Origin of the sequence: Collinsella aerofaciens (assembly GCF_039752955.1) — a bacterium.
In the GTDB taxonomy this organism is placed as follows: domain Bacteria; phylum Actinomycetota; class Coriobacteriia; order Coriobacteriales; family Coriobacteriaceae; genus Collinsella; species Collinsella aerofaciens_BI.
The window spans coordinates 1-23,944 of the sequence record NZ_JBDMHB010000024.1 but is presented as its reverse complement, the minus strand read 5'-3'; the positions used below and the strand labels follow the sequence as shown (position 1 = coordinate 23,944).

The 23,944-nt window shown below is 59.6% G+C and carries 21 protein-coding genes; 12 read left to right on the top strand and 9 right to left on the bottom strand.

The genetic code is table 11. The annotated features are described in order from the left end of the window. The 6 genes from ABHR75_RS06575 to ABHR75_RS06550 all read left to right on the top strand — a co-directional run. A partial coding sequence (locus tag ABHR75_RS06575) for a 1-deoxy-D-xylulose-5-phosphate synthase (protein WP_346963918.1) occupies window positions 1–1,385 on the top strand: 1,385 nt, incomplete at its 5' end. A gap of 457 nt (window positions 1,386–1,842) precedes the next feature. Continuing rightward, on the top strand, window positions 1,843–2,838 hold the full coding sequence (locus ABHR75_RS06570; RefSeq protein ID WP_346963917.1) for a glutamate ABC transporter substrate-binding protein: 996 nt from the start codon (window positions 1,843–1,845) through the stop codon (window positions 2,836–2,838). 138 nt (window positions 2,839–2,976) lie between these two features. Continuing rightward, window positions 2,977–3,636 (top strand): amino acid ABC transporter permease, encoded by a 660-nt coding sequence (locus ABHR75_RS06565; protein WP_346963916.1) that lies wholly within the window; start codon window positions 2,977–2,979, stop codon window positions 3,634–3,636. Further along, complete coding sequence (locus ABHR75_RS06560) at window positions 3,633–4,466, top strand: amino acid ABC transporter permease (protein ID WP_195543997.1); 834 nt, start codon at window positions 3,633–3,635, stop codon at window positions 4,464–4,466. Before ABHR75_RS06565 ends, ABHR75_RS06560 begins: the two co-directional genes overlap by 4 nt. Window positions 4,467–4,502: 36 nt before the next feature. Next, window positions 4,503–5,267, top strand: coding sequence for an amino acid ABC transporter ATP-binding protein (locus ABHR75_RS06555; RefSeq protein WP_022094659.1), 765 nt, complete (start codon window positions 4,503–4,505; stop codon window positions 5,265–5,267). An 87-nt stretch (window positions 5,268–5,354) separates the two neighbouring features. Continuing rightward, complete coding sequence (locus tag ABHR75_RS06550; protein WP_346963915.1) at window positions 5,355–6,164, top strand: gamma-glutamyl-gamma-aminobutyrate hydrolase family protein; 810 nt, start codon at window positions 5,355–5,357, stop codon at window positions 6,162–6,164. A 105-nt stretch (window positions 6,165–6,269) separates the two neighbouring features. On the opposite strand, the gene ABHR75_RS06545 is transcribed toward ABHR75_RS06550, so the two are convergent. From ABHR75_RS06545 to ABHR75_RS06535, 3 genes are all read right to left on the bottom strand, one after another. Then, window positions 6,270–6,626, bottom strand: coding sequence for an Hpt domain-containing protein (locus ABHR75_RS06545; RefSeq protein ID WP_195240810.1), 357 nt, complete (start codon window positions 6,624–6,626; stop codon window positions 6,270–6,272). Between the two features lie 23 nt (window positions 6,627–6,649). After that, window positions 6,650–8,530, bottom strand: coding sequence for a diguanylate cyclase (locus ABHR75_RS06540; protein WP_346963914.1), 1,881 nt, complete (start codon window positions 8,528–8,530; stop codon window positions 6,650–6,652). Between the two features lie 211 nt (window positions 8,531–8,741). Further along, complete coding sequence (locus tag ABHR75_RS06535; RefSeq protein ID WP_225093881.1) at window positions 8,742–9,539, bottom strand: alpha/beta fold hydrolase; 798 nt, start codon at window positions 9,537–9,539, stop codon at window positions 8,742–8,744. 225 nt (window positions 9,540–9,764) lie between these two features. On the opposite strand from ABHR75_RS06535, the gene ABHR75_RS06530 reads away from it, so the two are divergent. The 3 genes from ABHR75_RS06530 to ABHR75_RS06520 all read left to right on the top strand — a co-directional run bounded on the left by ABHR75_RS06530 (window position 9,765) and on the right by ABHR75_RS06520 (window position 12,654). After that, window positions 9,765–10,541 (top strand): radical SAM protein, encoded by a 777-nt coding sequence (locus ABHR75_RS06530; RefSeq protein ID WP_217108382.1) that lies wholly within the window; start codon window positions 9,765–9,767, stop codon window positions 10,539–10,541. Between the two features lie 160 nt (window positions 10,542–10,701). Beyond that, window positions 10,702–11,589: a methionyl aminopeptidase gene (locus ABHR75_RS06525; protein ID WP_225093882.1), complete on the top strand. Its 888-nt coding sequence runs from the start codon at window positions 10,702–10,704 to the stop codon at window positions 11,587–11,589. Window positions 11,590–11,718: 129 nt separating this feature from the next. Continuing rightward, the gene (locus ABHR75_RS06520) at window positions 11,719–12,654 is read left to right on the top strand and encodes a D-2-hydroxyacid dehydrogenase (RefSeq protein ID WP_346963913.1); all 936 of its coding nucleotides are present in this window, start codon (window positions 11,719–11,721) and stop codon (window positions 12,652–12,654) included. A 233-nt stretch (window positions 12,655–12,887) separates the two neighbouring features. Here the strand turns inward: ABHR75_RS06520 and ABHR75_RS06515 are convergent, their stop codons facing one another. The 3 genes from ABHR75_RS06515 to ABHR75_RS06505 all read right to left on the bottom strand — a co-directional run bounded on the left by ABHR75_RS06515 (window position 12,888) and on the right by ABHR75_RS06505 (window position 15,352). Then, window positions 12,888–13,355 carry a type II toxin-antitoxin system VapC family toxin gene (locus ABHR75_RS06515; protein ID WP_346963912.1) on the bottom strand — a complete coding sequence of 156 codons (468 nt, stop codon included), beginning with the start codon at window positions 13,353–13,355 and terminating at the stop codon, window positions 12,888–12,890. Between the two features lie 16 nt (window positions 13,356–13,371). Next, window positions 13,372–13,752: a translation repressor RelB gene (locus ABHR75_RS06510; RefSeq protein WP_118081124.1), complete on the bottom strand. Its 381-nt coding sequence runs from the start codon at window positions 13,750–13,752 to the stop codon at window positions 13,372–13,374. A 214-nt stretch (window positions 13,753–13,966) separates the two neighbouring features. Then, complete coding sequence (locus ABHR75_RS06505) at window positions 13,967–15,352, bottom strand: M18 family aminopeptidase (RefSeq protein ID WP_346963911.1); 1,386 nt, start codon at window positions 15,350–15,352, stop codon at window positions 13,967–13,969. Between the two features lie 161 nt (window positions 15,353–15,513). Between ABHR75_RS06505 and ABHR75_RS06500 the strand changes: the two genes are divergently transcribed. Together ABHR75_RS06500 and ABHR75_RS06495 are read left to right on the top strand one after the other, a co-directional pair. Further along, window positions 15,514–16,599, top strand: a complete 1,086-nt coding sequence (locus tag ABHR75_RS06500) for a carcinine hydrolase/isopenicillin-N N-acyltransferase family protein (RefSeq protein ID WP_346963910.1) — start codon at window positions 15,514–15,516, stop codon at window positions 16,597–16,599. 139 nt (window positions 16,600–16,738) lie between these two features. Then, on the top strand, window positions 16,739–17,818 hold the full coding sequence (locus ABHR75_RS06495; protein ID WP_089572334.1) for a 6-phosphofructokinase: 1,080 nt from the start codon (window positions 16,739–16,741) through the stop codon (window positions 17,816–17,818). Between the two features lie 538 nt (window positions 17,819–18,356). Here ABHR75_RS06495 and ABHR75_RS06490 read toward each other — a convergent pair. Then, entirely contained in the window at window positions 18,357–21,122 is a 2,766-nt protein-coding gene (locus tag ABHR75_RS06490; RefSeq protein WP_346963909.1) for an FtsX-like permease family protein, read from the bottom strand. 5 nt (window positions 21,123–21,127) lie between these two features. Further along, window positions 21,128–21,829, bottom strand: a complete 702-nt coding sequence (locus tag ABHR75_RS06485; RefSeq protein WP_117790890.1) for an ABC transporter ATP-binding protein — start codon at window positions 21,827–21,829, stop codon at window positions 21,128–21,130. 271 nt (window positions 21,830–22,100) lie between these two features. Between ABHR75_RS06485 and ABHR75_RS06480 the strand changes: the two genes are divergently transcribed. Further along, complete coding sequence (locus ABHR75_RS06480) at window positions 22,101–22,739, top strand: GyrI-like domain-containing protein (RefSeq protein ID WP_316366816.1); 639 nt, start codon at window positions 22,101–22,103, stop codon at window positions 22,737–22,739. A 311-nt stretch (window positions 22,740–23,050) separates the two neighbouring features. Here the strand turns inward: ABHR75_RS06480 and ABHR75_RS06475 are convergent, their stop codons facing one another. Further along, window positions 23,051–23,629: a methylated-DNA--[protein]-cysteine S-methyltransferase gene (locus ABHR75_RS06475; protein ID WP_055252500.1), complete on the bottom strand. Its 579-nt coding sequence runs from the start codon at window positions 23,627–23,629 to the stop codon at window positions 23,051–23,053. Between the last annotated feature and the right edge of the window lie 315 nt (window positions 23,630–23,944).

The following is a 23,944-nucleotide window of genomic DNA, read 5'->3' as shown; positions in this document are numbered from 1 at the left end:
GCGATACGCACAACGTCATCACCGTTATTGGCGACGGCTCGCTTTCGGGCGGCTTGGCGTTTGAGGGCTTTAACAATGCCGCCGAACTCGATAGCAACCTGATCATCATCGTCAACGATAACGACCAGTCCATTGCCGAGAACCATGGCGGCCTGTATCGCAATCTGGCCGAGCTGCGAGCCAGCAACGGTACCTGTGAGCGCAACGTTTTCCGCGCGATGGGGCTCGACTACCGCTATCTGGACGCCGGTAACGACGTGTTGGCCCTCGTCGACGCGTTGCAGGAACTGCGCAATATCGATCATCCCATCGTGCTGCACGTCTCCACCGCCAAGGGCAAGGGCTTTGAGCCAGCCCAGAACGACCCCGAACGCTGGCATCACGTGGGTCCGTTTGACATGGCAACTGGACGCAAGCTCTGCCCGGGCCATCCGAGCGAGCCTGCGCCGCGCACCTATGCCGACATTACGGGCGAGGCGCTCAGCGCCGCCATCGAGCGCGATTCGCAGGTCGTGGGCATCACGGCCGCCACGCCCTACATCATGGGCTTTACACCCGAGCTTCGCGCTGCCGCCGGCAAACAGTTCGTCGATGTGGGCATTGCCGAGGAGCACGCCGTGACCTTTGCCACCGCGCTTGCGCGCTCGGGCGCCAAGCCAGTCTTTGGTGTGTACGGCACGTTTTTGCAGCGCGCTTACGACGAGCTGTGGCACGACCTGTGCCTCAACGACGCCCCGGCAACCATTTTGGTGTTTGGTGCGTCAATCTTTGGCACCACGTCCGAGACGCACCTTTCGTTCTTTGATATTTCCATGTTGGGCGGTCTTCCCAACATGCACTACTTGGCGCCGGCCTGCATGGAGGAATATCTGTCCATGCTGAGCTGGTCGCTCGACCACCGCGAGCATCCCGCGGCGATCCGCGTACCGGGCATTGGCTTGGTAAGCCGTCCCGACCTTGCGCCTGCCGAAGACACCGACTACAGTGCCGTTCGCTACAACGTGGTGCGTCAGGGCCGCGACGTTGCCGTGCTCGCGCTTGGCGATTTCTTTGAGCTGGGCGAGCGCGTGGCAAACCGCTTGGCTGCCGAGTACGGTATCGAGGCCACGCTCGTCAACCCGCGCTTTGCAACCGAGCTTGACCGTGAGTTCCTCGACAGTCTTGCCGCCGAGCATCGCGTTGTCGTCACCCTCGAGGACGGCATCTTGGACGGTGGCTGGGGCGAGCGCGTCGCGTGCTATCTGGCCTGCACGCCTGTGCGCACGCGCACCTTCGGCATCGCCAAGGGCTTCCCCGACCGCTACGACCCCAACGAGCTGCTCGCTCAGAACGGCATGACGGTCGAGAACATGGCCGCCGAAGCCGTAAGACTACTCAACGAGTAAGAAAACCTCCGCAAGGAAAGCACCCCTGCGGAGGTTTTTATTTTCGCGACGCGATTATCTCAATCTGTAACATCTAGGGTCCGAATTTCCGTCTAACTGTTACAGATCTGGATAAGACGTCCTAGTCCCAGACCTTTGTCTCAATCTATAACAGATAGAGACCTTTTGGCCGTCCAGATGTTACAGATTGAGACATTCGAATTCCCCTGAAGAGAAAATCTCGATCTGTAACAGTCGCTCGGCAAAAACGGCTGCAGATGTTACAGATCGAGACAAAGCAACAAGGCATGCCGCCGCATCGGCCAAAACCACCACGAAGGTGCCTGTCCCTTTTTAGTAGGTAGAATTACCCATAAGACAAGTATGTTTCTGAGTTATTTCGTGTTGACCCATTTGAGCGGGATAGGGTATAACTCTACTCAACCGCTAGGGATTTTATTGAGAAAGGTGTTCTCCTATGAGCAAGAACCTCTCCCAGCAGGTCGTTCTCGACCGCCGCGGCTTCGTTGCCGCCACCTTCGCAACCGTCGCCGGCCTTGGTCTTGCCGGCTGCTCTGACACCAGCGCCGAGGCCGACAAGGGTTCCGCCACCGGCTCCTCCAAGGGCTCCGAGGATACCGAGGCTTCCACCACGCTCGATGCCAAGGCATTCGACAAACTCGTCAACGACGGCCCCAAGGTCGATGACGACGCCATCGCCGCCAGCACCTGGGCCACGGCCGTCAAGGACGCCGGCGTCTTTAAGATCGGTGGCGTTCAGACCTCCACGCTCTTCTCCCTCCTCAACGAGAAAGACGGTCAGACCCGCGGCTTCGACGCCGGTATCGCGCAGCTCCTGTCCAACTACATTCTGGGCGAGAACAAGGTCGAGATCACCCAGGTGACCTCGGACACGCGCGAGTCTGTCCTGCAGAACGGCCAGGTCGACGCTGTCTTTGCCACCTACACCATTACCGACGAGCGCAAGAAGCTCGTCTCCTTTGCCGGTCCCTACTACTACACGCAGCAGGCCATCCTGGTGCTCGCCGACAACGACGACATCAAGAGCGTCGACGACCTGGCCGATAAGAACGTCGCCGTCCAGTCCGGCTCCAACGGCCCCGCCATCCTGGAGGAGTTCGCCCCCAAGGCCAGCCAGCAGGAGTTCAAGACCGACGAGGAGGCCCGCCAGGCACTCCAGCAGGGCCGCGTTGACGCCTACGTCATCGATAACAACATGCAGCAGAGCGCCCTGGTCCGCGAGCCCGGTAAGTACAAGATCGCCGGCAAGCCCTTCGGCAGCAAGGAGCCCTATGGCATTGGCCTGCCGCTCGATTCCGACGGCGTCGCCTTTGTCAACGACTTCCTTAAGAAGATCGAGGATGATGGCACCTGGACCGAGCTGTGGCAGATCTGCATCGGCGACCGTACGGGCGACACCAATGTTCCCGAGCTGCCCGAGATCGGCGCCTAGGCAGCGAGCCTGGTAACGACCGCAACGAAACCATACGGAAACGCATGATGCGCTTTATTGCGGTAAACTGTTTCCTCACTGAGTTGTCGGGGCTTCCGTACACACGGGAGCCCCTTTCCTTATCGGCGGGAGGTCCGCATGAGTCTCTTCGAGCTCTGGTCGCTCTATGGCCAGAACTATATCGACGCGCTGCTAGCAACCTGGGGCATGACGCTTGAGTCGTTTGCCATCGCCATGGTGCTGGCCGTCGCCGTCACCGTGATGCGCGTGTCGCCGCTCAAGCCGCTGCGCGTCTTTGGCGACCTATATGTCCAGGTCTTCCGTAACATCCCCGGCATCGCACTGCTCATCATCGTCGTCTATGCGCTGCCGCCGCTCAAGGTCGTCCTACCCTACCGCACCTGCGTTATCGTCGCCACGGTTCTTTTGGGCTCGGCCTTTGGCTCCGAGAACTTTATGAGCGGCATCAACACCGTCGGCGTCGGTCAGGTCGAAGCCGCACGTTCGCTCGGCATGAGCTTCAGCCGTATCCTCGCCAAGATCGTGATTCCGCAGGCGCTGCGCTCGAGCGTGTTGCCCATGACCAACCTCTTTATCGCCGTCATGCTCACCACCGCGCTCGGCAGTCAGGTGCCGTTGCAACCGCAGGAGCTCACCGGCGTGGTGAGCTACATCAACACGCGCTCGCTCGGCGGCGTCGCCGCGTTCTTTATCTCGGCGCTCGGCTACCTGGGCACGGCCTTTGTGGTGAGCCACATTGGCAACTACATCGATAAGAAGGTGAGGATCCTCCGATGAGCAAGCACTCCTCTTCTGCGCTCACCATGCGCGATGCGCTCTACGAGGCTCCCGGCCCCAAGATGCGCGCCAAGATTCGCATCGGCACCGCCATCTCGCTTGTTGCCGTCGCCGCGCTCGTCGTCCTCGTGTTGCAGCGCTTTTATGTGACCGGCCAGCTTTCGGTTCACTATTGGTATTTCTTTACGCACCTCACCACCTGGAAGTTCCTGCTTGCCGGCTTTGAGGGCACCGTTAAAGTCGCACTCACCGCTGGCGCCATCGCGCTGGTGCTGGGCTTAGCCCTTATGCTCGGCCGTACCAGCGACATTAAGCCGCTGCAGCTGGTCTGCCGCGTGCTCACCGATTTCTTCCGCGGCGTACCGAGCCTGCTATTCATCTACTTCTTCTTTTTGGTGCTGCCCCAGTACAAGATCGCGCTGCCGTCGTTTTGGATGCTCACGCTTCCCGTCGCGCTCGCTGCCGCCGGCGTACTCGCCGAGATCTTCCGTGCCGGTGTCAACGCCGTGCCGCGCGGCCAGGTCGAAGCCGCCCAGGCACTCGGTCTCTCCAAAGCTAAAATCACCTTTAAAATCGTGTTGCCGCAGGCTATTCGGTTTATCATTCCGTCCTTGATTTCGCAGCTCGTGGTCGTAGTCAAAGACACCACCGTGGCCTACGTGGTGAGCTACCCCGACCTCATGCAAAACGCCCGCGTGCTCATTACCAACTACGACGCCCTCGTGTCGGTCTACCTGGTTATCGCGGTCATCTACATCCTCATCAACGTCGCGATCAACAAGGCCGCTGTCTATGTTTCGCACAAGACCGGCGCGACCATCATCCGCTAACGCTTTACCATTTCGAGTCATAAGGAGCCGAGCACCATGGCACAGAGCACCTCTTCCACCGGCAATCAGCCGCTGATCGAGCTCAGACACGTCGATAAGCACTATGGCGACCTACACGTCCTCAACGACATCAATCTCTCGGTCGACCGCGGCGAGGTCGTCGTTGTGATCGGTCCCTCGGGCTCGGGCAAGTCGACCATGTGCCGCACCATCAACCGCCTGGAAACCATCGACTCGGGCGAGATCCTCATAGAGGGCGAGCCCCTGCCGCAGGAAGGCAAGGACCTTGCCCGTATGCGTGCCGAGCTGGGCATGGTGTTTCAGCAGTTCAACCTGTTTGCACATATGACCGTACTGCAGAACGTCATGCTGGGACCGGTCGATGTGCTGGGCGTCTCCAAGGACGAGGCCCGCGAGCGCGCCATGGACCTGCTGGGCCGCGTGGGCGTTGCCGAGCAGGCCGATAAGGTGCCCGCACAGCTCTCGGGCGGCCAGCAGCAGCGCGTAGCCATCGCCCGCTCGCTTGCCATGCAACCCAAGGCCATGCTTTTTGACGAGCCCACGAGCGCCCTTGACCCCGAGATGATCAACGAGGTGCTCGAGGTCATGGTCCGTCTGGCCCAGCAGGGCATGACGATGATTGTCATCACGCACGAGATGAACTTCGCCCGCCGCGTGGCCGATCGCGTCGTGTTTATGGCCGACGGCCAGATCGTGGAAACCGGCACGCCCGACGAGTTCTTCGACCACCCCCAGACCAAGCGCGCCCAGGACTTCCTCAACTCCATTAAGGGCCACTAACCCAATTGTCACGCGGGCAAATTCATCACCAGCGTTTGTCCTGCGCCGCCCCTGTGCCATGTCCACCCGGATTCGAAAGCCGCACCCATGATCGGAACCCGCACCTCATCGTCCTACACTCCGCACGTCGACGTCGATCCTGCTGACCGCCCGCTTATCCTGGTAGCACCACGCTGGGAAGAAGCGAAGCCCTATTTGAGCGAGACGCTCTCCCCCAACGAGGAGATTGCGAGCGTATTTGTCGATGCCATTCTTGCCGCCGGCGGCCTGCCGCTGCAGATGTCCATCACCGAGGACATTGAGGTTATCCGTCATTACGTCGATATCGCCGACGGCATCGCCATTCCTGGCGGCCCGGACGTCAACCCCAAGCGCTGGGGCGACGAGCGTCCTTACGACCCCACGCTGTGCTGCGAGATTCGCGACCGTTTTGAGTTTAAGCTGGTTAACGAGGTACTTCGCGCCAAGAAGCCGCTCTTTACCACCTGCCGCGGCACGCAGTTGCTCAATGTCGCCACCGGCGGCACCCTGTGCATGGACGTGCCGAGCCTGGGCGCTCGCGAGGGCCGCACGCAGTGGCGCCATACCCACGTGCTCAACGACCCCGTGCATCCCGTCGAAGTCGTGCCGGGCTCGCTGCTGGAGCGCGCGGTTGGCGGGCACAGGCTGATCCAGACCAACTCCGCGCACCACTGCTGCGTGGAGCGTCTGGGTAAAAGCACGCGCTTGGTCGCCAAGGCAACCGACGGCGTTCCTGAGTGCATCGAGGTCGAAGGCCAGCCATTCTGTCTAGGCGTGCAATGGCACCCTGAGTACACGTGGAAGACGCTCGAGACCGACTTTAACCTGTGGAAGTCGTTTGTCGAGGCAGCGGCCAAGGTTAAGAAGGCTCGCTAGCTCGCGAACCGCATAACAGATAAGGGCGCCCCGCCGGCCACATGGTCCGGCGGGGCGCCCTTTTGCCTATACGCGGCAGGCACACAGCCCAAGGCTCACAACCTCTTACTCGCCCGCCTCGCGCAGAGCCGACATCGTAGCCGCATATTGCTGCTGCAGCGCATGCATTCCCTCGCGAGCGTCGTCAACGGCATCGGCGCCGCGCAGCGCCTCGGTCACCACGACCGCCGGCTCGTACAGATTATCAAATCCCAGGTTCTGGCTCACGCCCTTGAGCGTGTGCGCTGCCATAAACGCACCTTCGGCGTCTCCTGCCGCCATGGCGGCCTCCAGCTTGTCCATGCTCTCGTCATCCAAAAACTTGAGGGCAAAGCGGGCAAGCATTTCCTCGCCCATCAGCCGAGCGCACGCGTCATCATAATTAGCGCCGATCTTCTCATACGCCTCACGCATGGAAATCATGGATTAAAACTCCTTTGGTCAAACTAAATCGTGGGAAACGCGACAACGTCGGCGGGGCGTGCCAACGTCTCGGCAATACGGTCTTGCACCTCGAGCAGGCAGTCGAGCAACAGCGGGTTAAACTCACCGCACTTACCGTCCAAGATCATCTGGATAGCCTCCTTGTGCGGGATAGCATCCTTGTACACACGCACACTCGTCAGCGCATCGTACACGTCGGCCACCGAAACCACCTGTGCGGCGATGGGAATCTGGTTGCCCTTAAGGCCATCGGGATAGCCCTTGCCGTCCCAGCGCTCGTGATGCCAACGCGCAATCTGGTACGCATATTCCATAAGCGCATTGCCGACGTGATGGCGGCCCAGCTCAAGCAACATGTCGGCGCCCATCGTGGTATGCGTCTTCATAATCTCGAACTCCTCGGGCGTAAGGCGCCCGGGTTTGTTGAGAATTGCATCGTCAATCGACATCTTGCCGATATCGTGCAGCGCCGAAGCCAGGGCAATCGTAGAGCGTTCCTCATTGTCGAGGGAGATCGTGTCGCTACGCTGAACCAGACAGCCAAGCAGCAGCTCGGTCAGCTTCTCGATGTTCGTAACGTGCCTGCCGCTCTCGCCATTGCGAAGCTCCATAACGCCGGCCATGATGTCAATGAGCATGCGACTGTTCTTGACGCGCTCGTTGTACTGCTGGGACAGCAGGCTCGTCAGGCGGCGCTGTTTGGCATATAGGCGGATGGTGTTGCTTACACGGCGGCGCACGACACGGGAGTCAAACGGGCGGTTGATATAGTCCGAGGCGCCCAGCTCGTACGCGCGCAGAACCATATCATTGGAATCTTCGCTCGATATCATGATGAAAGGCAGATTGTCGATACCCGATCGGCGCGACAGATCGGCCAGCACCTCAAAGCCGCTTATGCCCGGCATGACAATATCCAGCAGCACGAGCGACAACTCATCGCCATAGCGGTCGACCATGTCGAGCGCCGTACGACCGTTGTCGGCCTCGAGGATGCAATACTCGTCCTTGAGCATCTCGTTGAGAATGGCTCGGTTCATCTCGGAGTCATCGACAATAAGCACCAAAGGCTTTTCGCTTTGGAAGGCTTCGATGGAATCGGCATCGGTCACGACCGTACCGGCTTTTGCCTTAGCGCGGCTCAATAACTGGACAGCGCGGCCAACGCCCTCATCGACCGTCTCGCCATGAATGCGAACGCCACCAACACATGCCGTCAAGCTCACGTACTCATGGCCCGGAACAATCGTGGCATGAACGGCATCGGACACCTGATGCAGGCGACGGGTGAAGTCATCGGAGGGAATATTGGGCATGACGACCACAAACTTGTCGCAGCCATAGCGTACGAGCTCGTCAGTCGAACGAATTCCGCTGCGTATGGCCGTCGCCACAGCACCGAGCGCAAGGTCGCCGGCATGACGGCCACACGTATCGTTGAAGACCCTAAAATCATCAAGGTCGATCACCGCAACGCCGGCATTCATGCGGGCGCTACGGAGCTTTTCCTCGTAATATCGGCGATTGCGCACACTCGTCAGCACGTCGGTGTAGACGAGGTCCTCTTCTGCAGCCTCTTGCTCATCGATCGGGCGCACCATCAGCAGGACGTGAGGCTCGCCCTCGACCTTCAGAGGGCGTAGGCGGGCGCGGTACTCAACACCATCGTTGAGCAGTTGCTCCGACACCTCATCGGAATCTGCCAAGGCCTCAAGACTCGATTGACGCAGACAAGGGCACCGATTGCCGGCGAGCAGGCAGTTAGGCTCGCTCTTAATCTGATCGGCCGACAGCAAACGCACCACGGGGTAGGTCTTTGCGACGCGGGCGACCTCAGCGGCAGCCTCCTCGTCGGTTAGATTGACCTCGTGATTATTGAGCATATGGGGCCCTTTCGATAGTTTCGCATGGTAGCGGTGGGTTCCAAATGTTACAAGGTTAACACCTTGCCGATGCAGGTAAGCACGTGAATGCTGTTACATTTTTATGAGTTGGCAGACGGCGCGATTGAAGCCGCAGACGTGAGGTCTTGAGCACATTTGTTAACACGGCCGAAACGTTTGCGAGTGAAGGCTGCTTTGGCTATTGCGGGTGCTAGAGCCCCAGGATGCCACGGACAGTCTGGGCAGCCGCTGTCGGGCGATCGCGCAGGCCGTTGTGCGCGCCGGGAACCATTACGAGTGGACAGCCCAAAAGCTCAGCCGCCATCCTCGTGCCCGCCTCGCGGGGTGTACCGACCGAAAGCTCGCCCAAAAACACAGCCGACACCGCCTTTGATTCTCGGGCGCGCTCCCAGTCGGGAGCATATGTCATATTTGTTCCGTATTCATTGGCCATAAAGCAACGACCATTGCGCAGGGCATGCTTGGCTTCCGCTTCGGTCGTCCCAGGAGCCTCGGGGTCCAAGTCGCCGAGAGCTCCCAAGAAAAGCCGAAGCGCCCTTGAAACCTTTCCAGCCGCAATCATATCGAGCAAAACCGGAGCTGCGCCCATGCCGACGCCTTCGGCCGACACAGCCGGCTCATGCAGAATCGCACGGGCGACGAGATGGGGTTCGGTGCGAAGAAGCTCCAGCGCCACCAACGTACCGGCGCTATGCGCAAGCACATTTGCCGGAGCGCCAACGTGTTCGATCACGGCTTGCAGGTCGGCGGCCTGAGCGGCAAGATCATAGCTGCCGTCTGCCGCATCGCTGCTGCCACCGCAGCCGCGGCGGTCGTAGGCAATTACGCGGTAGTTGTGGCTGAGCTCACAAGCGATACCGTCGAAAAATGTGCCGTCGACACAAGCGCCGTGCACGCACACCAAGGCAGGAGCATCAGGCGACACATCCGGGCCGGCATATTCGCGACAGGCAATCGTGGTGCCCGCATTCTCGACCGTAAAATCCATGTTGTGCCCCCATCATCAATGCTCATCCAGCTGCACGTCAGTGCGGTTGGATGGACCCGCATTGCCTTACGCCTTGTTAACAGATTAACTGTACCCGACCTGAGGCTTTTCATGGCACGGCATAATGAGCGACGTGAAAAAACGAAACTTGTAAAGCAAGAGCCCACACCTTGCTTTGGAGCCGATGCTATGCTTAGGCACAATTGTCTTGAGGAGCATATGCCTATGTCTACGTTTTTGAATGCCAGCCCCATCTTTGGGCCCGTTCGCAGCCGTCGCCTTGGTCTCTCGCTCGGCGTCAACATGATGCCGGCCAGCGGCAAAATCTGCACGTTCGACTGCATTTACTGCGAAAACGGCCTCAACGCCGAGCGCCCCTGCCATGAGCCGTACAACACAGCTGCCGTGGTACTCGACGCGCTCGAGGCAAAGCTGCGCGAGATGGCAGCCGAGGGCGAGCTCCCCGATGTGATCACCTTCGCAGGAAACGGCGAGCCCACCGCCGCACCGGAGTTTCCCCAGGCGATTGCCGGCGCCGTCGCGCTGCGCGATCAGCTGGCCCCAAACTCCAAAATCGCCGTGCTCTCCAACGGTACGCGCGCCGACCGCCCCGAGGTGCACGATGCGCTCATGATGGTCGACGACAACATCCTCAAGCTCGATACGGTCGATCCGGCATTTATCCAGCTGCTCGACCAGCCTGTTGGCCCCTACGACGTCGAGCACCAGATTGAGACGTTCGCAAGCTTTGACGGTCACGTTATTATCCAGACGATCTTTTTGACCGGTGAGTATCTGGGCAAGCCCATCGACAACACCGGCGAGGAGTACGTTGCCCCCTGGCTCGCGGCACTTGAGCGCATTCGCCCACAAGAAGCGACCATCTACACGGTGGCTCGCGAGACGCCGGTCGCCGGCCTTGCCAAAGCAGCGCCCGAGGCCCTCGACGCCATCGCCGCGCGCGTGCGCGCCCTCGGCATTCCCTGCCAGGTGAGCTACTAGCAAAACCACGCAACAGCTAGTGCCCGCCACCCCGCTCCATCAGTTGCGGTGATATAGTTCCGATTTATGCTGTTAAACAGCTTAAATCGGAACTATATCACCGCAACTTTTATGGACGCGTGGGTGGGCTATACTAGCTGCGGATGAAAGGAAGTTAGCCATGTATGACAAAGAACCCGTACCTGGCCGCAACGACGCTTGCTGGTGCGGCAGCGGCAAAAAATATAAGAAATGCCATAGCGCCTTTGATGAGCGCCTCGAGCGCTTGTGGGAAGAGGGCTGGGAGGTTCTGCCCCGCACGCTCTACAAGACGCCCGCCGATATCGAGGGCATCAAGCGCTCGGCCGCCATCAACGTGGGTGTGCTCGATTACGTAGGCGAGCATATCGCCGCAGGCATGACCACCAACCAGATCGACCAGATGATCTACGACTTCACCGTCGAGCACGGCGGCACGCCGGCCGACCTCAACTACGAGGGCTACCCCAAAAGCGTGTGTACCTCGATCAATGATGTGGTCTGCCACGGTATCCCCTGCGATACGGACGTGCTGCACGAGGGCGACATCATCAACGTGGACTGCTCCACGATCCTGGACGGTTACTTTAGTGATTCGAGCCGCATGTTCTGTATCGGCGAGGTCTCGGCCGAGCGCCAGCGCCTGGTCGACGTCACCCGCGCCAGCGTGGAGGCGGGCCTGGCAGCCGTCAAGCCATGGCTGCCGCTCTCCGTGATGGCTGAGGCCGTGCAAAAGACGGTCGAGGACGCCGGCTTTAGCGTGGTGCGCGAGTACGGCGGACACGGCATCGGTAAGGAGTTCCACGAGGACCCGTTTGTGGGCTTTACCACCGAAGCACCCGATGTGGACACCATCATGGCCCCGGGCATGGTCTTTACCATCGAGCCCATGGTCAATGCCGGAGCGCCCGACATCAAGATTAGCAAGGGTGACGGTTGGTGCGTGCGCACCAAGGACGGCAGCGACTCGGCCCAGTGCGAGGTACAGCTCGTGGTGACCGAGGACGGCTACGAGCTGCTGAGCTGGTAGCCGCAGATGCGCCGGATGCTGACGGGCAAACCCGCTTTGCACCCGGCGTTTTATTTGAACGTTTTGCCTGATAAAACCTGCCAAAATAAACCTGTCCTTTTTTGGCAGGCTGAGCGGAGATGACTGCTTGTGAACATCCTGGTTTTGCTGCCCGTCAACGACCGCCATCGCGCAATTCTTGAGTCGAGTGCTCCGGGCGAGGACTTTATCTACACGAGCTCCGACGCCATCACGCGTGAGCAGGTCGCCAACGCCGACGTAATCTTGGGCAACATAGACCCTGCCTTGCTTACCGCATGCGAGCATCTCCAGCTGTTGCAATTGCAGACCGCCGGCTATGACGATTACTTGGCCGCCGGCACCGTGCCGGCTGAAGCCAAGCTGTCTTGCTCGATCGGCGCCTACGGCCAGGCCGTGAGCGAGCACATGTTTGCCATGGTCCTTTCCATGATGAAGCGCCTGCCCGGCTATCACGACTTGCAGCGCGAGCATCGCTGGGAGGATTTGGGGCCGGTTACCTCGCTCAAAAATGCCAACGTGCTGGTGCTGGGCGCGGGCGACATTGGCGGCCACTTTGCCACGCTCTGCCGCAACATGGGCGCGCACGTCCGCGGCATCAAGCGCCATCCACTCGTCTACCCCATTGTGTTTGAGGACATGGACGGCATGGACGCTCTACCTGAGCGCCTGGCAGAGGCAGACATCGTCGCATCCTTTATGCCGAGCACACCCGAGACCCGCGGCCTGGCGAACGCCGAGTTCTTCGCCGCGATGAAGTCGGGCGCCTTCTTTGCCAACGGCGGCCGCGGCGACCTTGTGGTCGCCGACGACTTGGTTGCCGCCTTGGAGTCGGGACATCTCGCCGGCGCCGCGGTCGACGTCACCGACCCCGAGCCCCTGCCCGCGACAAGCCCGCTGTGGGATGCGCCCAACATGCTCATCACACCGCACGTCTCTGGCTGGTTCCATCTAGCCGCCACCCTCAACAACGTCGTCGACATTGCCGCGGAGAATCTGCGTCACCTGCAGGCCGGCGAAACTTTACGTTGTTGGATCGAGCACTAATCTTGTTCCGCCGTTTTACCAAACGCCGGAACCCCTCGACGCTGCGAGCCCCATGGGTTCCGCCGTTCTAACGAACGGCGGACCGGTCGACGCTGCGAGCCCGCCGTTTGGCCAATCTGCCGTTCAATTTCAAAGGCGCGACCAGAAGGTCAGCGCCTTTTCATTTCACGGCACCTTGGCTCAAACGGCAGGCTCTCGCTGACTTTTGCTCAACCTGTGGGGTCTTCAAATTGTTAGAGCGTTGCTAAGTACTTCTTTGCGTCTTCTACGCTCATTGCTGCGACAGGCGCGTGTGAACAGAGTTTGACATCGTTGGTGACCAGTAAATCTGCTTGGGAGCGCATCGCTGCCGCAATGATTAAATCGTCTTCGTAATCGCTATGGAGATTACGCTGCTTGCTCGCCATCCATATGTCACTCAGGTCGCAGGGTACCGGCGTGGCAAGTTGCGACAACACGTCGAGGCAATCCCATGCAAGTGATGTCGCCGCCACGGCGGCATCTTGGGATAGTGAGCCATGCTCGCGCCGATACCATGCCTTATGTTCGCTTGAAATCAAATAGAACAGATCTTTGGACGATGTCGCCGCATACAGCAAATCCACCTGCGCCGTGCATGCATCGCGTAAAAACTCAATCGCCACCGAACGACCACGTCGTGAGGGAATGAAGTAATCGAGCCACACGTTGGTGTCAACCAAGATACGCCTTGGAGCCTCACTCATAGAGCCAGCTCATCTCCTCGCCATAGCGATCCGCATAGGCATTCCGTTTGAGCTCTTCGTCGTCCGATGGCTGAGCCCTGACCATATCGATTCCCGACTCACGGCAAGCGGCAGCGAACAGCTTCGACCCCTGATCCATGAGCTCGAGCTTACGTTTGGCGGCCTTTTCGCGCTCGCGCTGTTCCGCCCGGGCACGACTGGGCAGCAGGATATCCTCGAGCGCGCCGGGCCGATCAGCCAGAGATGCCGCAAGTTGCCAGAGCGCACGCACCGCTTGGCTCGGCGTCATACCGGCCCTGGAGAGAGCGGCGTCCCCACTCCTTTTAAGATCGGCATCGAGACGCACGTTGATCTGAGCGGCTGTTGTGGTCATGACCCCTCCTTAATACTTCAAAACTATCATAAAACTCTATGGTAGATACGTAAAGCATGTATAGCATTTATAAGCATTAGCCGTACTCTGTACACAAAAAGCCGCCGAGGCACACTGCACCTCGGCGGCCACATATCACAGATCTAGCTCGGTTTCACCCTTTGCATTCGCCCAGATAAAACCTGCCGAAATCAACATCCCTCTTTGGCAGGTTTTAGAGCTCCGCGCTTTCGGCTCCGTTGATATGGAGGTCGCGCTCGTAGAAGGCGGTGAGGGCGCGGATGGCGTACATCACGTCGCGTACGCCGCCGGTCTCGTAGCTTGAGTGCATGGCCAGCTGCGGCAGGCCCACGTCCACGGCATGCATGCTCGCCTGCATATTGGACAGGTTGCCGAGTGTGGAGCCTCCGGCCATATCGCTCTTGTTGGCGAAGGCCTGTGTGGGTACGTCGGCGTCATCACAGATGGCCTGGAACACCGCGCGGCTAAAGGCATCGGTGCAGTAGTGCTGGTTGGCGGCTTCCTTAATGACAATGCCGCCGTTGAGCACAACCTGATTGCGAGCATCGCACTTCTCGGCGTGGTTGGGGTGCACGGCATGCGCATTGTCGCAGCTCACAAGCATCGAGGCGGCAAGTGCGCGATGGTACGACTCGTCGTCAAAGCCCAGCGATCCGTTGATGCGGCGCAGCGCGTCGGCCAAGAACGTCGACATGGCGCCCTGCTTGGTCTCGGAGCCAACCTCCTCGTTATCAAAGCAGCAAAAGACCGAGATGTCATGCGCATTCTCGGCACCCAAAAATGCCTGCAGCGAGGTGTAAGCGCAGGCCAGGTCGTCGAGCTTGGGCGTCGAGATAAACTCGTCGGCCCAGCCCCAAATGCGCGCATCCTGACGATTGACCAGGAACAGATCGCGACCTAGGATCTGCTCGGGTTCAACGTCCAGTTCGTCAGCGATCAGTACGTCAAAATCTCCCTGTTTAAGCCCGCCGGCGCTGATGAGCGGGCACAGGTCGACGGCTCGGTTGGGAGCAAAGCCCTCGTTAACGCCGCGGTTCATGTGGATGGCAAGGCTCGGGATAATAGCGACCTCGCGCTCGGTGGCAAGCAGGCGGCTCTCGATACGGTCGCCCTCGCGCACCAGCACACGTCCGGCCAGCGCCAGCGGGCGGTCGAACCAGGTGTAGTCGATCATGCCGCCGTAGGCCTCGGTGTTCAGGCGCAGCGTCTCGCCTGCGCCATCGAGCTCGGGCACGGCCTTGACCTTAAACGTCGGCGAATCGCTGTGCGACGCCGTGAGCTGAAAATGATAGTCACCGGCGACGCCGTCCTCGCCCCACGTCGCGGCCAGGTCCTCGCCCACCTTAAAGGCAACAACGCTCGAAGTGTTGCGCTGCGTGTAATAACGCCCGCCCGGTTCGATGTCCCACGCCGCATTCTCGGGCAGGTAGGTAAAGCCCGCCTCGTCGAGCTCGGCCATAATGGTCGCCGCCGTATGGAACATACTGGGGCATGCCTCGATAAAGTCGATAAGGTCGTTGGCGGCCTCGATATCATCGGCCGTCACATGCGCGCGCTCGGGCGTTTCCTGATCCGTCATGCTCTCCCCTTTCGCTGGGTTGATGGTCCCCTCCAGCATACCCCGCCACGCCAGCGCCGCACTCTTCATTCCGTGCTTAATTCCGCGCCACTCACCAAGTTGAGCCATCATGCCCGCGCTCCTTTTGCGACAATTGCGCTAACAGGACGAGAGGAGCCGTCATGAAGCCACGTAACATTGCCATCACCTGCGGTGTCGCGGGAGTCGCCGTCGGCCTTGCCGCTGCCACCGGTATCGTTTATCACAAGCAAATCAAGTCCGCCGCGTCGCTCAAACGCTTGACCGGCTACGCGGATGGCTATGACCTGTACGCAATCGACATCGCCTACGACTACGATCTCGATCGCATCATCGCCGCTGGCGTGCGCGACGACCAGACCTACATCGATGCCGTGGTGGCGCAGGTGCTGCCCGGTGTGCCGGCACATGTCCAGGCGCCCCAGTTTGCCTGCAGCGCTTTTGTCGCCGTAGATGCCGAAGGTCGCGTGCGCACCGGTCGCAATTACGACTTTAAGGACGACACCTCGGCGCTGCTGGTGCGCAATCACCCACGCGGCGGCTATGCTTCCATCGGGCTTGCCGCCCTTAACAACCTGGGCGATAACACTCCGCTTGACTCCGTCGCCGGACGCGCCGCGGCGTTGATGGGCCCGTTTGCCCAGCTCGATGGTGTTAACGAATGCGGCGTGTCCATTGCCGTACTCACCCTGGATTCCAAGCCCTGTGACCAGGACACGCAACGTCCCGTCATCAATACCTCGCTCGCCATCCGTCTGGTGCTCGACCGTGCCGCCACCACGCAAGAAGCTGTCGACCTGCTTTCCGCCTACGACATGCACGCCATGGCAGGACGCGATTACCACTTCTTTATCAACGATGCCGCCGGTGACGCGCACGTAGTAGAGTGGGATCCGCGCGATCCGGACCGTGCTTTCAAAGCGACTCCCGTACGCCAGGTTACGAATTTCTACGCCCGCTATGGCGACGAAGTGCTGCCCAACCAAAAGAATGGCGAGCTGGGCCATGGCAAAGAGCGCGCCGTCGCAATCGCCGATGTCCTTGACGCCCATGTCGGTGCCCAGGACGAAACGATTGTCTGGGAAGCCTTGCGCGCTGCAGCGCAAGAGCCCAATCCGGAAGACATCACCAGCAATACGCAATGGTCGGTCGTCTTTGACAATACCGAACCCGCCGCCGCTATTACGCTGCGCCGCCACTGGGGCGACGTCGACGCCTTCGCACTGTAAGGAGCCAGGCCCGTCGGCCTTACGCTCGCCTGACGTTGTTTACATTTCCATACGCTTGAGCTAACACGTTTTACCCCGTATCAACAGTGTGCGGGGGTAAACTTATGCGCATGTTATAACTTGCCCGGAAGGATTCATCATGCTTAGGATCGGTCTTCTTACCAGTGGCGGCGACTGCCAGGCGCTCAACGCCACCATGCGCGGCATCGTCAAAACGCTTATGACCAATAGCGAAGAACCTATCGAGATCTACGGTTTTGAGGACGGCTACCAGGGCCTTATCTACAGCAGATTCCGCGTCATGACGCCCGCCGATTTTAGCGGTATCCTCACCCGCGGCGGCACCATCCTGGGCACGAGCCGCACGCCGTTCAAGCGCCTGGATACCCCCGAAGCCGATGGTGTCGAGAAGGTGCCGGCGATGGTCCACACCTATCATAAGCTGCAGCTCGACTGCCTGTTTATGCTGGGTGGTAACGGCTCCACCAAGACCGCCAACCGCCTGCGCGAAGAGGGCCTCAACGTTATCGCCCTGCCCAAGACCATCGATAACGACACCTGGGGCACCGAGCTGACGTTTGGCTTTACGAGCGCCATCGACGTCGCCACCAAGTGCATCGACGACATCCACACTACCGCCTCGAGCCACGGCCGCGTGTTTGTCATCGAGATTATGGGCCACAAGGTTGGCTGGATCCCGCTGTACGCCGGCGTCGCGGGCGGCGCGGATGTCATCTTGATTCCCGAGATTCCCTACGACATGGATAACGTCATCAAGACCATTGAACATCGCATGGAAACCGGCAGCCGCTTTACCATCGTGGCCGTCGCCGAGGGCGCTATCTCCAAGGAGGACGCGGCGCTGTCCAAGAAGGAGTACAAGAAAAAGCTCGCCGAGCGCACGAGTCCGTCGATTGTCTACGACATCGCCAAGGAGATCGAAGCCAAGACTGGTCGCGAGACCCGCGTCGCCATCCCCGGCCACACGCAGCGCGGCGGCCAGCCCGACGCCCAGGACCGCATCTTTGCGACCCAGTGCGGCGTCGAGGCAGCGCTCGGCTGCCTGCGCGGCGAGTTTGGCTACATGATTGCCCTGCGTGACGGCAAGATGTGCCACATGCCGCTCGAGGAGGTCGCCGGCAAGCTCAAGTACGTCGACCCCCAGAGCGATCTAGTGCGCGAGGCCAAGGCGCTGGGCATCAGCTTCGGCGACGAATAGCCTCGGCCGAAACTGCTCTCATCGGAGACCCCAGGGCTTACCTCCCAAATCGTCCTCGGACATGTCAGGATCCCGCCGTGCGCTTCGCGCGGCGGGATCCTTCCGTCCTGCGGAAAGATTTGGGAGGTAAGCCCTGGGGCCTCCTGCGGTAACCGGGGAGGCCGAGGCTATTCGTCTTCTTGCTGCAAGTGCCTGGGGTAGGATGCGGCGTGCATTTTTGGGAGTATTCAGCAGCCGAGGGTGCCTGCATACTGGATTTTGGGCGAGAGACAGGCGCCGCGGGCCGCATTCTGCAAAAAAAATGAGCGGTCCTCGAGGCGCCGGAGCTCAAAGTCAGGCTTTCAATGCGCTTTTGTGCGCCCGCTCCCGCACCCGCGGGCTCCGGGATGCTGAATACTCCGGAATTTGCACGTCGCCCCCTGGGGTACCCGCGGGCAAAAAGCAACCACCCCGCCGAAATATGCAATCGGCGGGGCGGTTTATGCAAAAATGCGGTTGTGGTACATTACAGCTCGCTACAGCTTGAATCCCAGGCAGGTTACTCGGCGCTTTTGAGGGCGCCGACCATGTCGATCTTGTTGAGGGTACGATTGGTGGCTAGGTTGACGATAAACGTAAAGCCAAAGGAAAGCACCACGGCGAGCACGTAGCTTAGCGGCTCGACTTCGACGTCAAAGTACAGCGACGGCATCTGCAAAATGTACGTAAAACTCTCGGCCAGCAAGCCGCCCAGTGGCACGCCCAGCGCGGCGCCAATTGCCGTGAGGATCAACGTCTCCTTGTTGACGTAATGGTGCACCTCGCCACGGCGGAAGCCCAGCACCTTGATGGTCGCCAGCTCGCGTTCGCGCTCGGAGATATTCGTGTTGGACAGCGTAAACACCACCACAAACGACAGGCACGCCGCCATAAAGGTCACGAGCACCACGACGGAATTGATAATCGCAAAGTTCGCCTCATAGTTCTCCCAATGCTCGGCCGTGCTCGAGATGGTGAGCCAACCGTCGCTCTTAAGCTTCTTGCTAAACGCGATCTGGTCGGCCGACGAGCCCTTAAGCAGCACAAAGATACCGTTGAGGCGTGCGCTTCGACCGAACACGCGCTCATAGGTGCCCTGCGTCATGTAAAGCGTGTTGCCCAGATAGTTGAGCGAGATGTCGCTAACCTTGACCTTAGCAACATTGAGCGACGAATCCTGGACGTGCGCCGTATCGCCCGGCTGAATCCCCAGTACCAGCTGTGAACTCTTGCTCAGATACACGTCTCCGTCACGCAAAGACAGCGGCTCTTTGGACTCATCCTCAAGGCGAACGTAGTCGTCCAGATCGTTCGTGCGGTCATCGGGCACCACGATCAGCTGCACGGTCTCGCTCTTGCCGCCAAACGTAAAGGTAACGTTGTCAGTCATGATCGGCAGCGTCGAAGTTACGGTCACACCGGAATCCCTGGCTGCGCTTCGCTCGTCGAGCGCCGCGCACGTCTGCGAAAAATCGTCGGGATTGGCGACCGCCAGCAGATCGTAGCGTGTGATGTGGCCGTACTGCTTGGGCGAAAGCGCGACCGACGTGTCGCGAATACCCATACCGCAAATCACAAGCGCGGTGCAACCCGCGATGCCAAAGATGGTCATAAAGGCGCGCTTTTTATAGCGGAAAAGGTTGCGTGCAGCGACCTTGTTCAAAAAGCCCATGCGGCGCCAGATAAAGCCGATGCGCTCGAGCAGAATGCGCGAGCCAGCGCGCGGGGCCTTGGGACGCATAAGCGAGGCCGGGGTCTCGGCCATCTCGTGGCGGCAGGCGATAATCGTGGCGCCCACCACGCCCACGGCAAACAGCGCCACCGAAACGATCGAGGACACGATGTCGTACGAAAGCAGCATCTGGGGCAGTGAGTACATGTCGTCGAACACCGTAAACAGGAACAGCGGCAGGCCCACAAATCCGATGATGTTGCCGAGCACGCCGCCGATCAGACAAGCCCACAGCGCATAGTCCACGTATTTGGACAGGATGCGTCCGCGCGAATAACCGAGTGCCTTATACAGGCCGATGAGCGTGCGCTCCTCCTCGACCATACGCGTGGCGGTGGTAAGGCTGATGAGCACGGCGACGATAAAGAAGATGAACGGGAACACCGTGGCGATGGCCTCAATTGACGAGCTGTCGCTCTCCACGCTCGAGTAGCTTGCGATGTTGCCGCGGTCCTGGATGTACCAGGTGCATTCGCCCAGATCGGAAAGCTCGGCGCGGGCATCGGCAAACTGTTGATCGGCGGCGGCGCGACGCTGATCCAGGTCGGCTTGCGCCTGCGCACGCTCGTCGCTGCCCTCGGCCATGCGATTGATGTTGTCCTGCTCAATCCCAAAGAGCATATTCGCCTGACGCTCAGCCGCGTCCAAGCTTGCCGGCGTGTCGACCGTCAGTTCCTGAGCGCGCGCCTTCTCACGCTCCTCGCGGATCTTCTCTATATTGCCCTTGACCTTGTTGATCTTTGCCGCGTAGGCATCCGAATAGGAGTTGAGGCTCTTGGCTCCCTCGACAATCACGTGGACCGCGGAGTAGGAAGAAGATGTCGCGGCGTCCTCGCTCACATAGAACTTATAGTCCGCCGCCGAAGCAGCGCGAAAGGCGTTGACTGTCGAGTCAGAACTTACATCAGTGGGGTCGAGGACCTCGGCCGTAATGGTATAATCGCCCGCGGCAAACTGGTCCTTGGCGCTTTGATTGGACGAGCTCGCGTCATTGGCGGCAAAACTCACCGTATCGCCGATTTTCTTGCCCGATGCTTTCAGGAACTTCGAAGTCACCGCGACTTCATCAGCGCTCTCGGGCAAATCGCCGTTCACGAGCACCGGCTGATCGATGTTCTCCTTGGAGAGACTCTGCACGACCACGCGCTCGCGCGTTGTACCCACGGCGGTGTAGGCGGTCTCGGTGTAGATGCCCTCGGCCGTCTCGACACCATCGACCTCTTGGATGGCGGCGAGATCATCGTCGGTCAGGCCATAGGTCGACTGTACGTTAATGTCATAGACATTTTGCTGGTCGAAGTAGGCGTCAACCGAATCGCACAGGTCCTCGCAACCCGCCTTAAGGCCGCACATCACGCTCACGCCAAGCGCGGTGATGACCACGATCGACAAGAAACGCTTAAGGCTGCCTCGGATTGTGCGGTAGATGCCACGGCGAAAAACCGTCGGCACCATATCGTTTGAGCTTTGGGCAGTGCGGTAGGTCGTAAAATCCTGCTCGCGCTCCGTGTTCTGCGCGTCGCGGCGTAGGCTGTTTTGGCGGTCTTGGTCCATGGGCGCTACCACTCGATCGTCTCGATAGGCACGGGATTTTGCTGGACCGTCTCGCTCTCCACGCGACCGTTCTTAAAGCGGATCAGGCGATCGGCCATGGGCGCCAGCGCGGAGTTGTGGGTGATGATGATGACCGTAATGCCCTGCTTGCGGCAAGTGTCCTGCAGCAGCTGCAAGATCTGCTTGCCGGTTTTATAGTCGAGCGCGCCCGTGGGCTCGTCGCACAGGAGCAGCTTGGGGTTCTTTGCCAGTGCACGGGCAATGGACACGCGCTGCTGCTCGCCGCCCGAAAGCTGCGCCGGAAAGTTAGCGAGTCGGTCGCCCAGGCCAACCTGGCAAAGCGTTTGCTCGGCATCGAGCGAATCGGGGCAGATCTGAGCTGCGAGCTCAACGTTTTCGAGTGCCGTCAGGTTGGGAACCAGATTGTAGAACTGGAAGACAAAGCCGACGTCGGCGCGGCGGTATTCAACAAGCTGCGCCTCGTTGGCGGAGCTCACATCGCGCCCGTCCACCGTCACGGTGCCGGAAGTCGCCGTATCCATGCCGCCCAGGATGTTGAGCGCCGTGGTCTTGCCAGCACCCGAGGCGCCCAGGATAATGGCGAGCTCACCGCGCTCGACCGTAAAGCTCGCGCCGTCGAGCGCATGAATACGGGCGTCGCCCTCGCCGTATGCCTTGATGACATCTTTGAATTCGATATAGGCCATCGATTGGTTCCCATCTGGTCGGATAACTCTTTAGTATTACCCATTTCGCACCGACCAAAAAGGGACAGGTTCATTTTGGCAGGTTTTATATGGGGAAACGGCAGCCATAGATGAGGCGCCGGGGAGACAGAGAAATCATCGACAGGGTCAAGCCGACCGCCAAACACAACGCACGTATCTCTATCTGTCAACCAAATCATTCGAACAGCTGTTCGTTTCTATGATATGATTCCACTATCTAAGCAGGCCAATACGCAGAAAGGCGGCCAACATGGCGTTCGACTTTAAGAAGGAATGCAAGGAGCTCTACAGACCTGCAAGCAAGCCGAGTATCGTAACTGTCCCGCCTATGAGCTACGTTGCCGTTCGCGGAAAGGGCGACCCAAATACCGAAGGTGGCGAGTATCAAAACGCCCTGCCGCTGCTTTACGGCATCGCCTATACCGTCAAGATGTCGAAGAAAGGCTCAAGGAGTATCGAGGGCTATTTCGACTTTGTGGTACCGCCGCTCGAGGGTTTCTGGTGGCAAGACTCCCCGAGCGGCGACATCGATTATGTACGCAAGGACGATTTCAACTTTATCTCGTGCATTCGCCTGCCCGATTTCGTCACCCGAGATAACTTTGACTGGGCAGTCGCGGAAGCCACGACCAAAAAGAAACTGGACTTTTCCGCCGTCGAACTGCTTAAAGTTGACGAGGGCCTCTGCGTCCAATGCATGCACACCGGGCCCTACGACAACGAACCGGCGACCGTAGACGCTATGCATGAATACACGGCCGAGCAGGGCTATGTCCCCGACTTCTCAGACACCCGTTTCCATCACGAAATCTATCTCTCCGATCCACGCAAATGTGCACCGGAGAAACTTAAGACTGTGGTCCGTCATCCTATCAAGCGCGCTGAATAGCGTGGGGCGCCGTCCCGCGCATCAGGTTTTAGTCCAGGCAATCAGCCGCTCCAAGGTCATCTGGCAGCTTCCTTGACGCAGGTCATCGTATCTTATAATTTTATGTCTCTAAAGCTGGAAAGCCTCTCAACGATGCGCAACTCCAGCTCTTTTTATATCAAGAGGCTTAAATGAAATACCAGAAGTCGTGGATATCCATCAACGAACAGATAGCACTATTGACAGAAAACAAGGGTCTTAAGTGCTCTGATCAAAGCGAACTCGAGCGAGCTTTGGTCGAAGTCGGCTACTTCAGGCAAAGTACTCGAGCGTTACTCCTCGTACGCACCCTCGAGCCGAAGTAGCCACTCCTTGCGATCAAGCCCGCCGGCATATCCGTTGAGCGAACCATCGGCCGCCACCACGCGATGGCACGGCACGATAATCGAAACAGGGTTGCGAGCGACCGCAGCCCCCACCGCACGGGGGGACACAACGGGCGCCTCGTTTCCCGGTACACGATGGCGGGCGGCGACACGAGCCGCAATTTCGCCATAAGTGGCGACCTCGCCACGCGGGATAGAAAGCAGCTCAAACCAAACTTCACGCTGAAACGCCGTGCCAATCAAATGCAACGGCGGCGTAAACCGAGGTTCCTGCCCTGCAAAATAAGCATTCAGCCAAGCCCACGAACGCTCAAGCACCGAAGACGCCGCACCATTTGCAGGACTCACCGACGACATGCCGCCAGCACCAGAAACTGCATCGGCGCCTTCAACATGTTCGGGATCTTCTTTGAGAAGCGTGGAGCCAAAATGCTCCTGCCCCTCAAACCAAAGCCCCGTCAGACCGCGGCCATCAGCGGCAAGCAAGATTTCGCCCAAAGGCGAAGCAAACGTCGTCGTGACCACCGGCGGCTCCTTTCAAAACTCCGCACCATAATACCGCGAATTGTGCAGACAACCCCAATCGACCCCAAAGTCACCCAAGGCAGCAGGCGCAAAGCGCCGAGGCCGCCGCTGGGACCAGAGCCCGCAACAGCCGCGCGCCCCCACATCAGCCCAGCGGCCTCAACCAATAACGGCCCCATCGTAGGCCGCCTGCAGCAGCGTCACCGCAGGCGGGGGCCGGGCTTAGTTTTCAGAACACTCCGCACTGATATTTTCTGTATTGAAGACGTCGATGATGCACCCGTATACCATTGACGTCGACACCATCAGATGCGG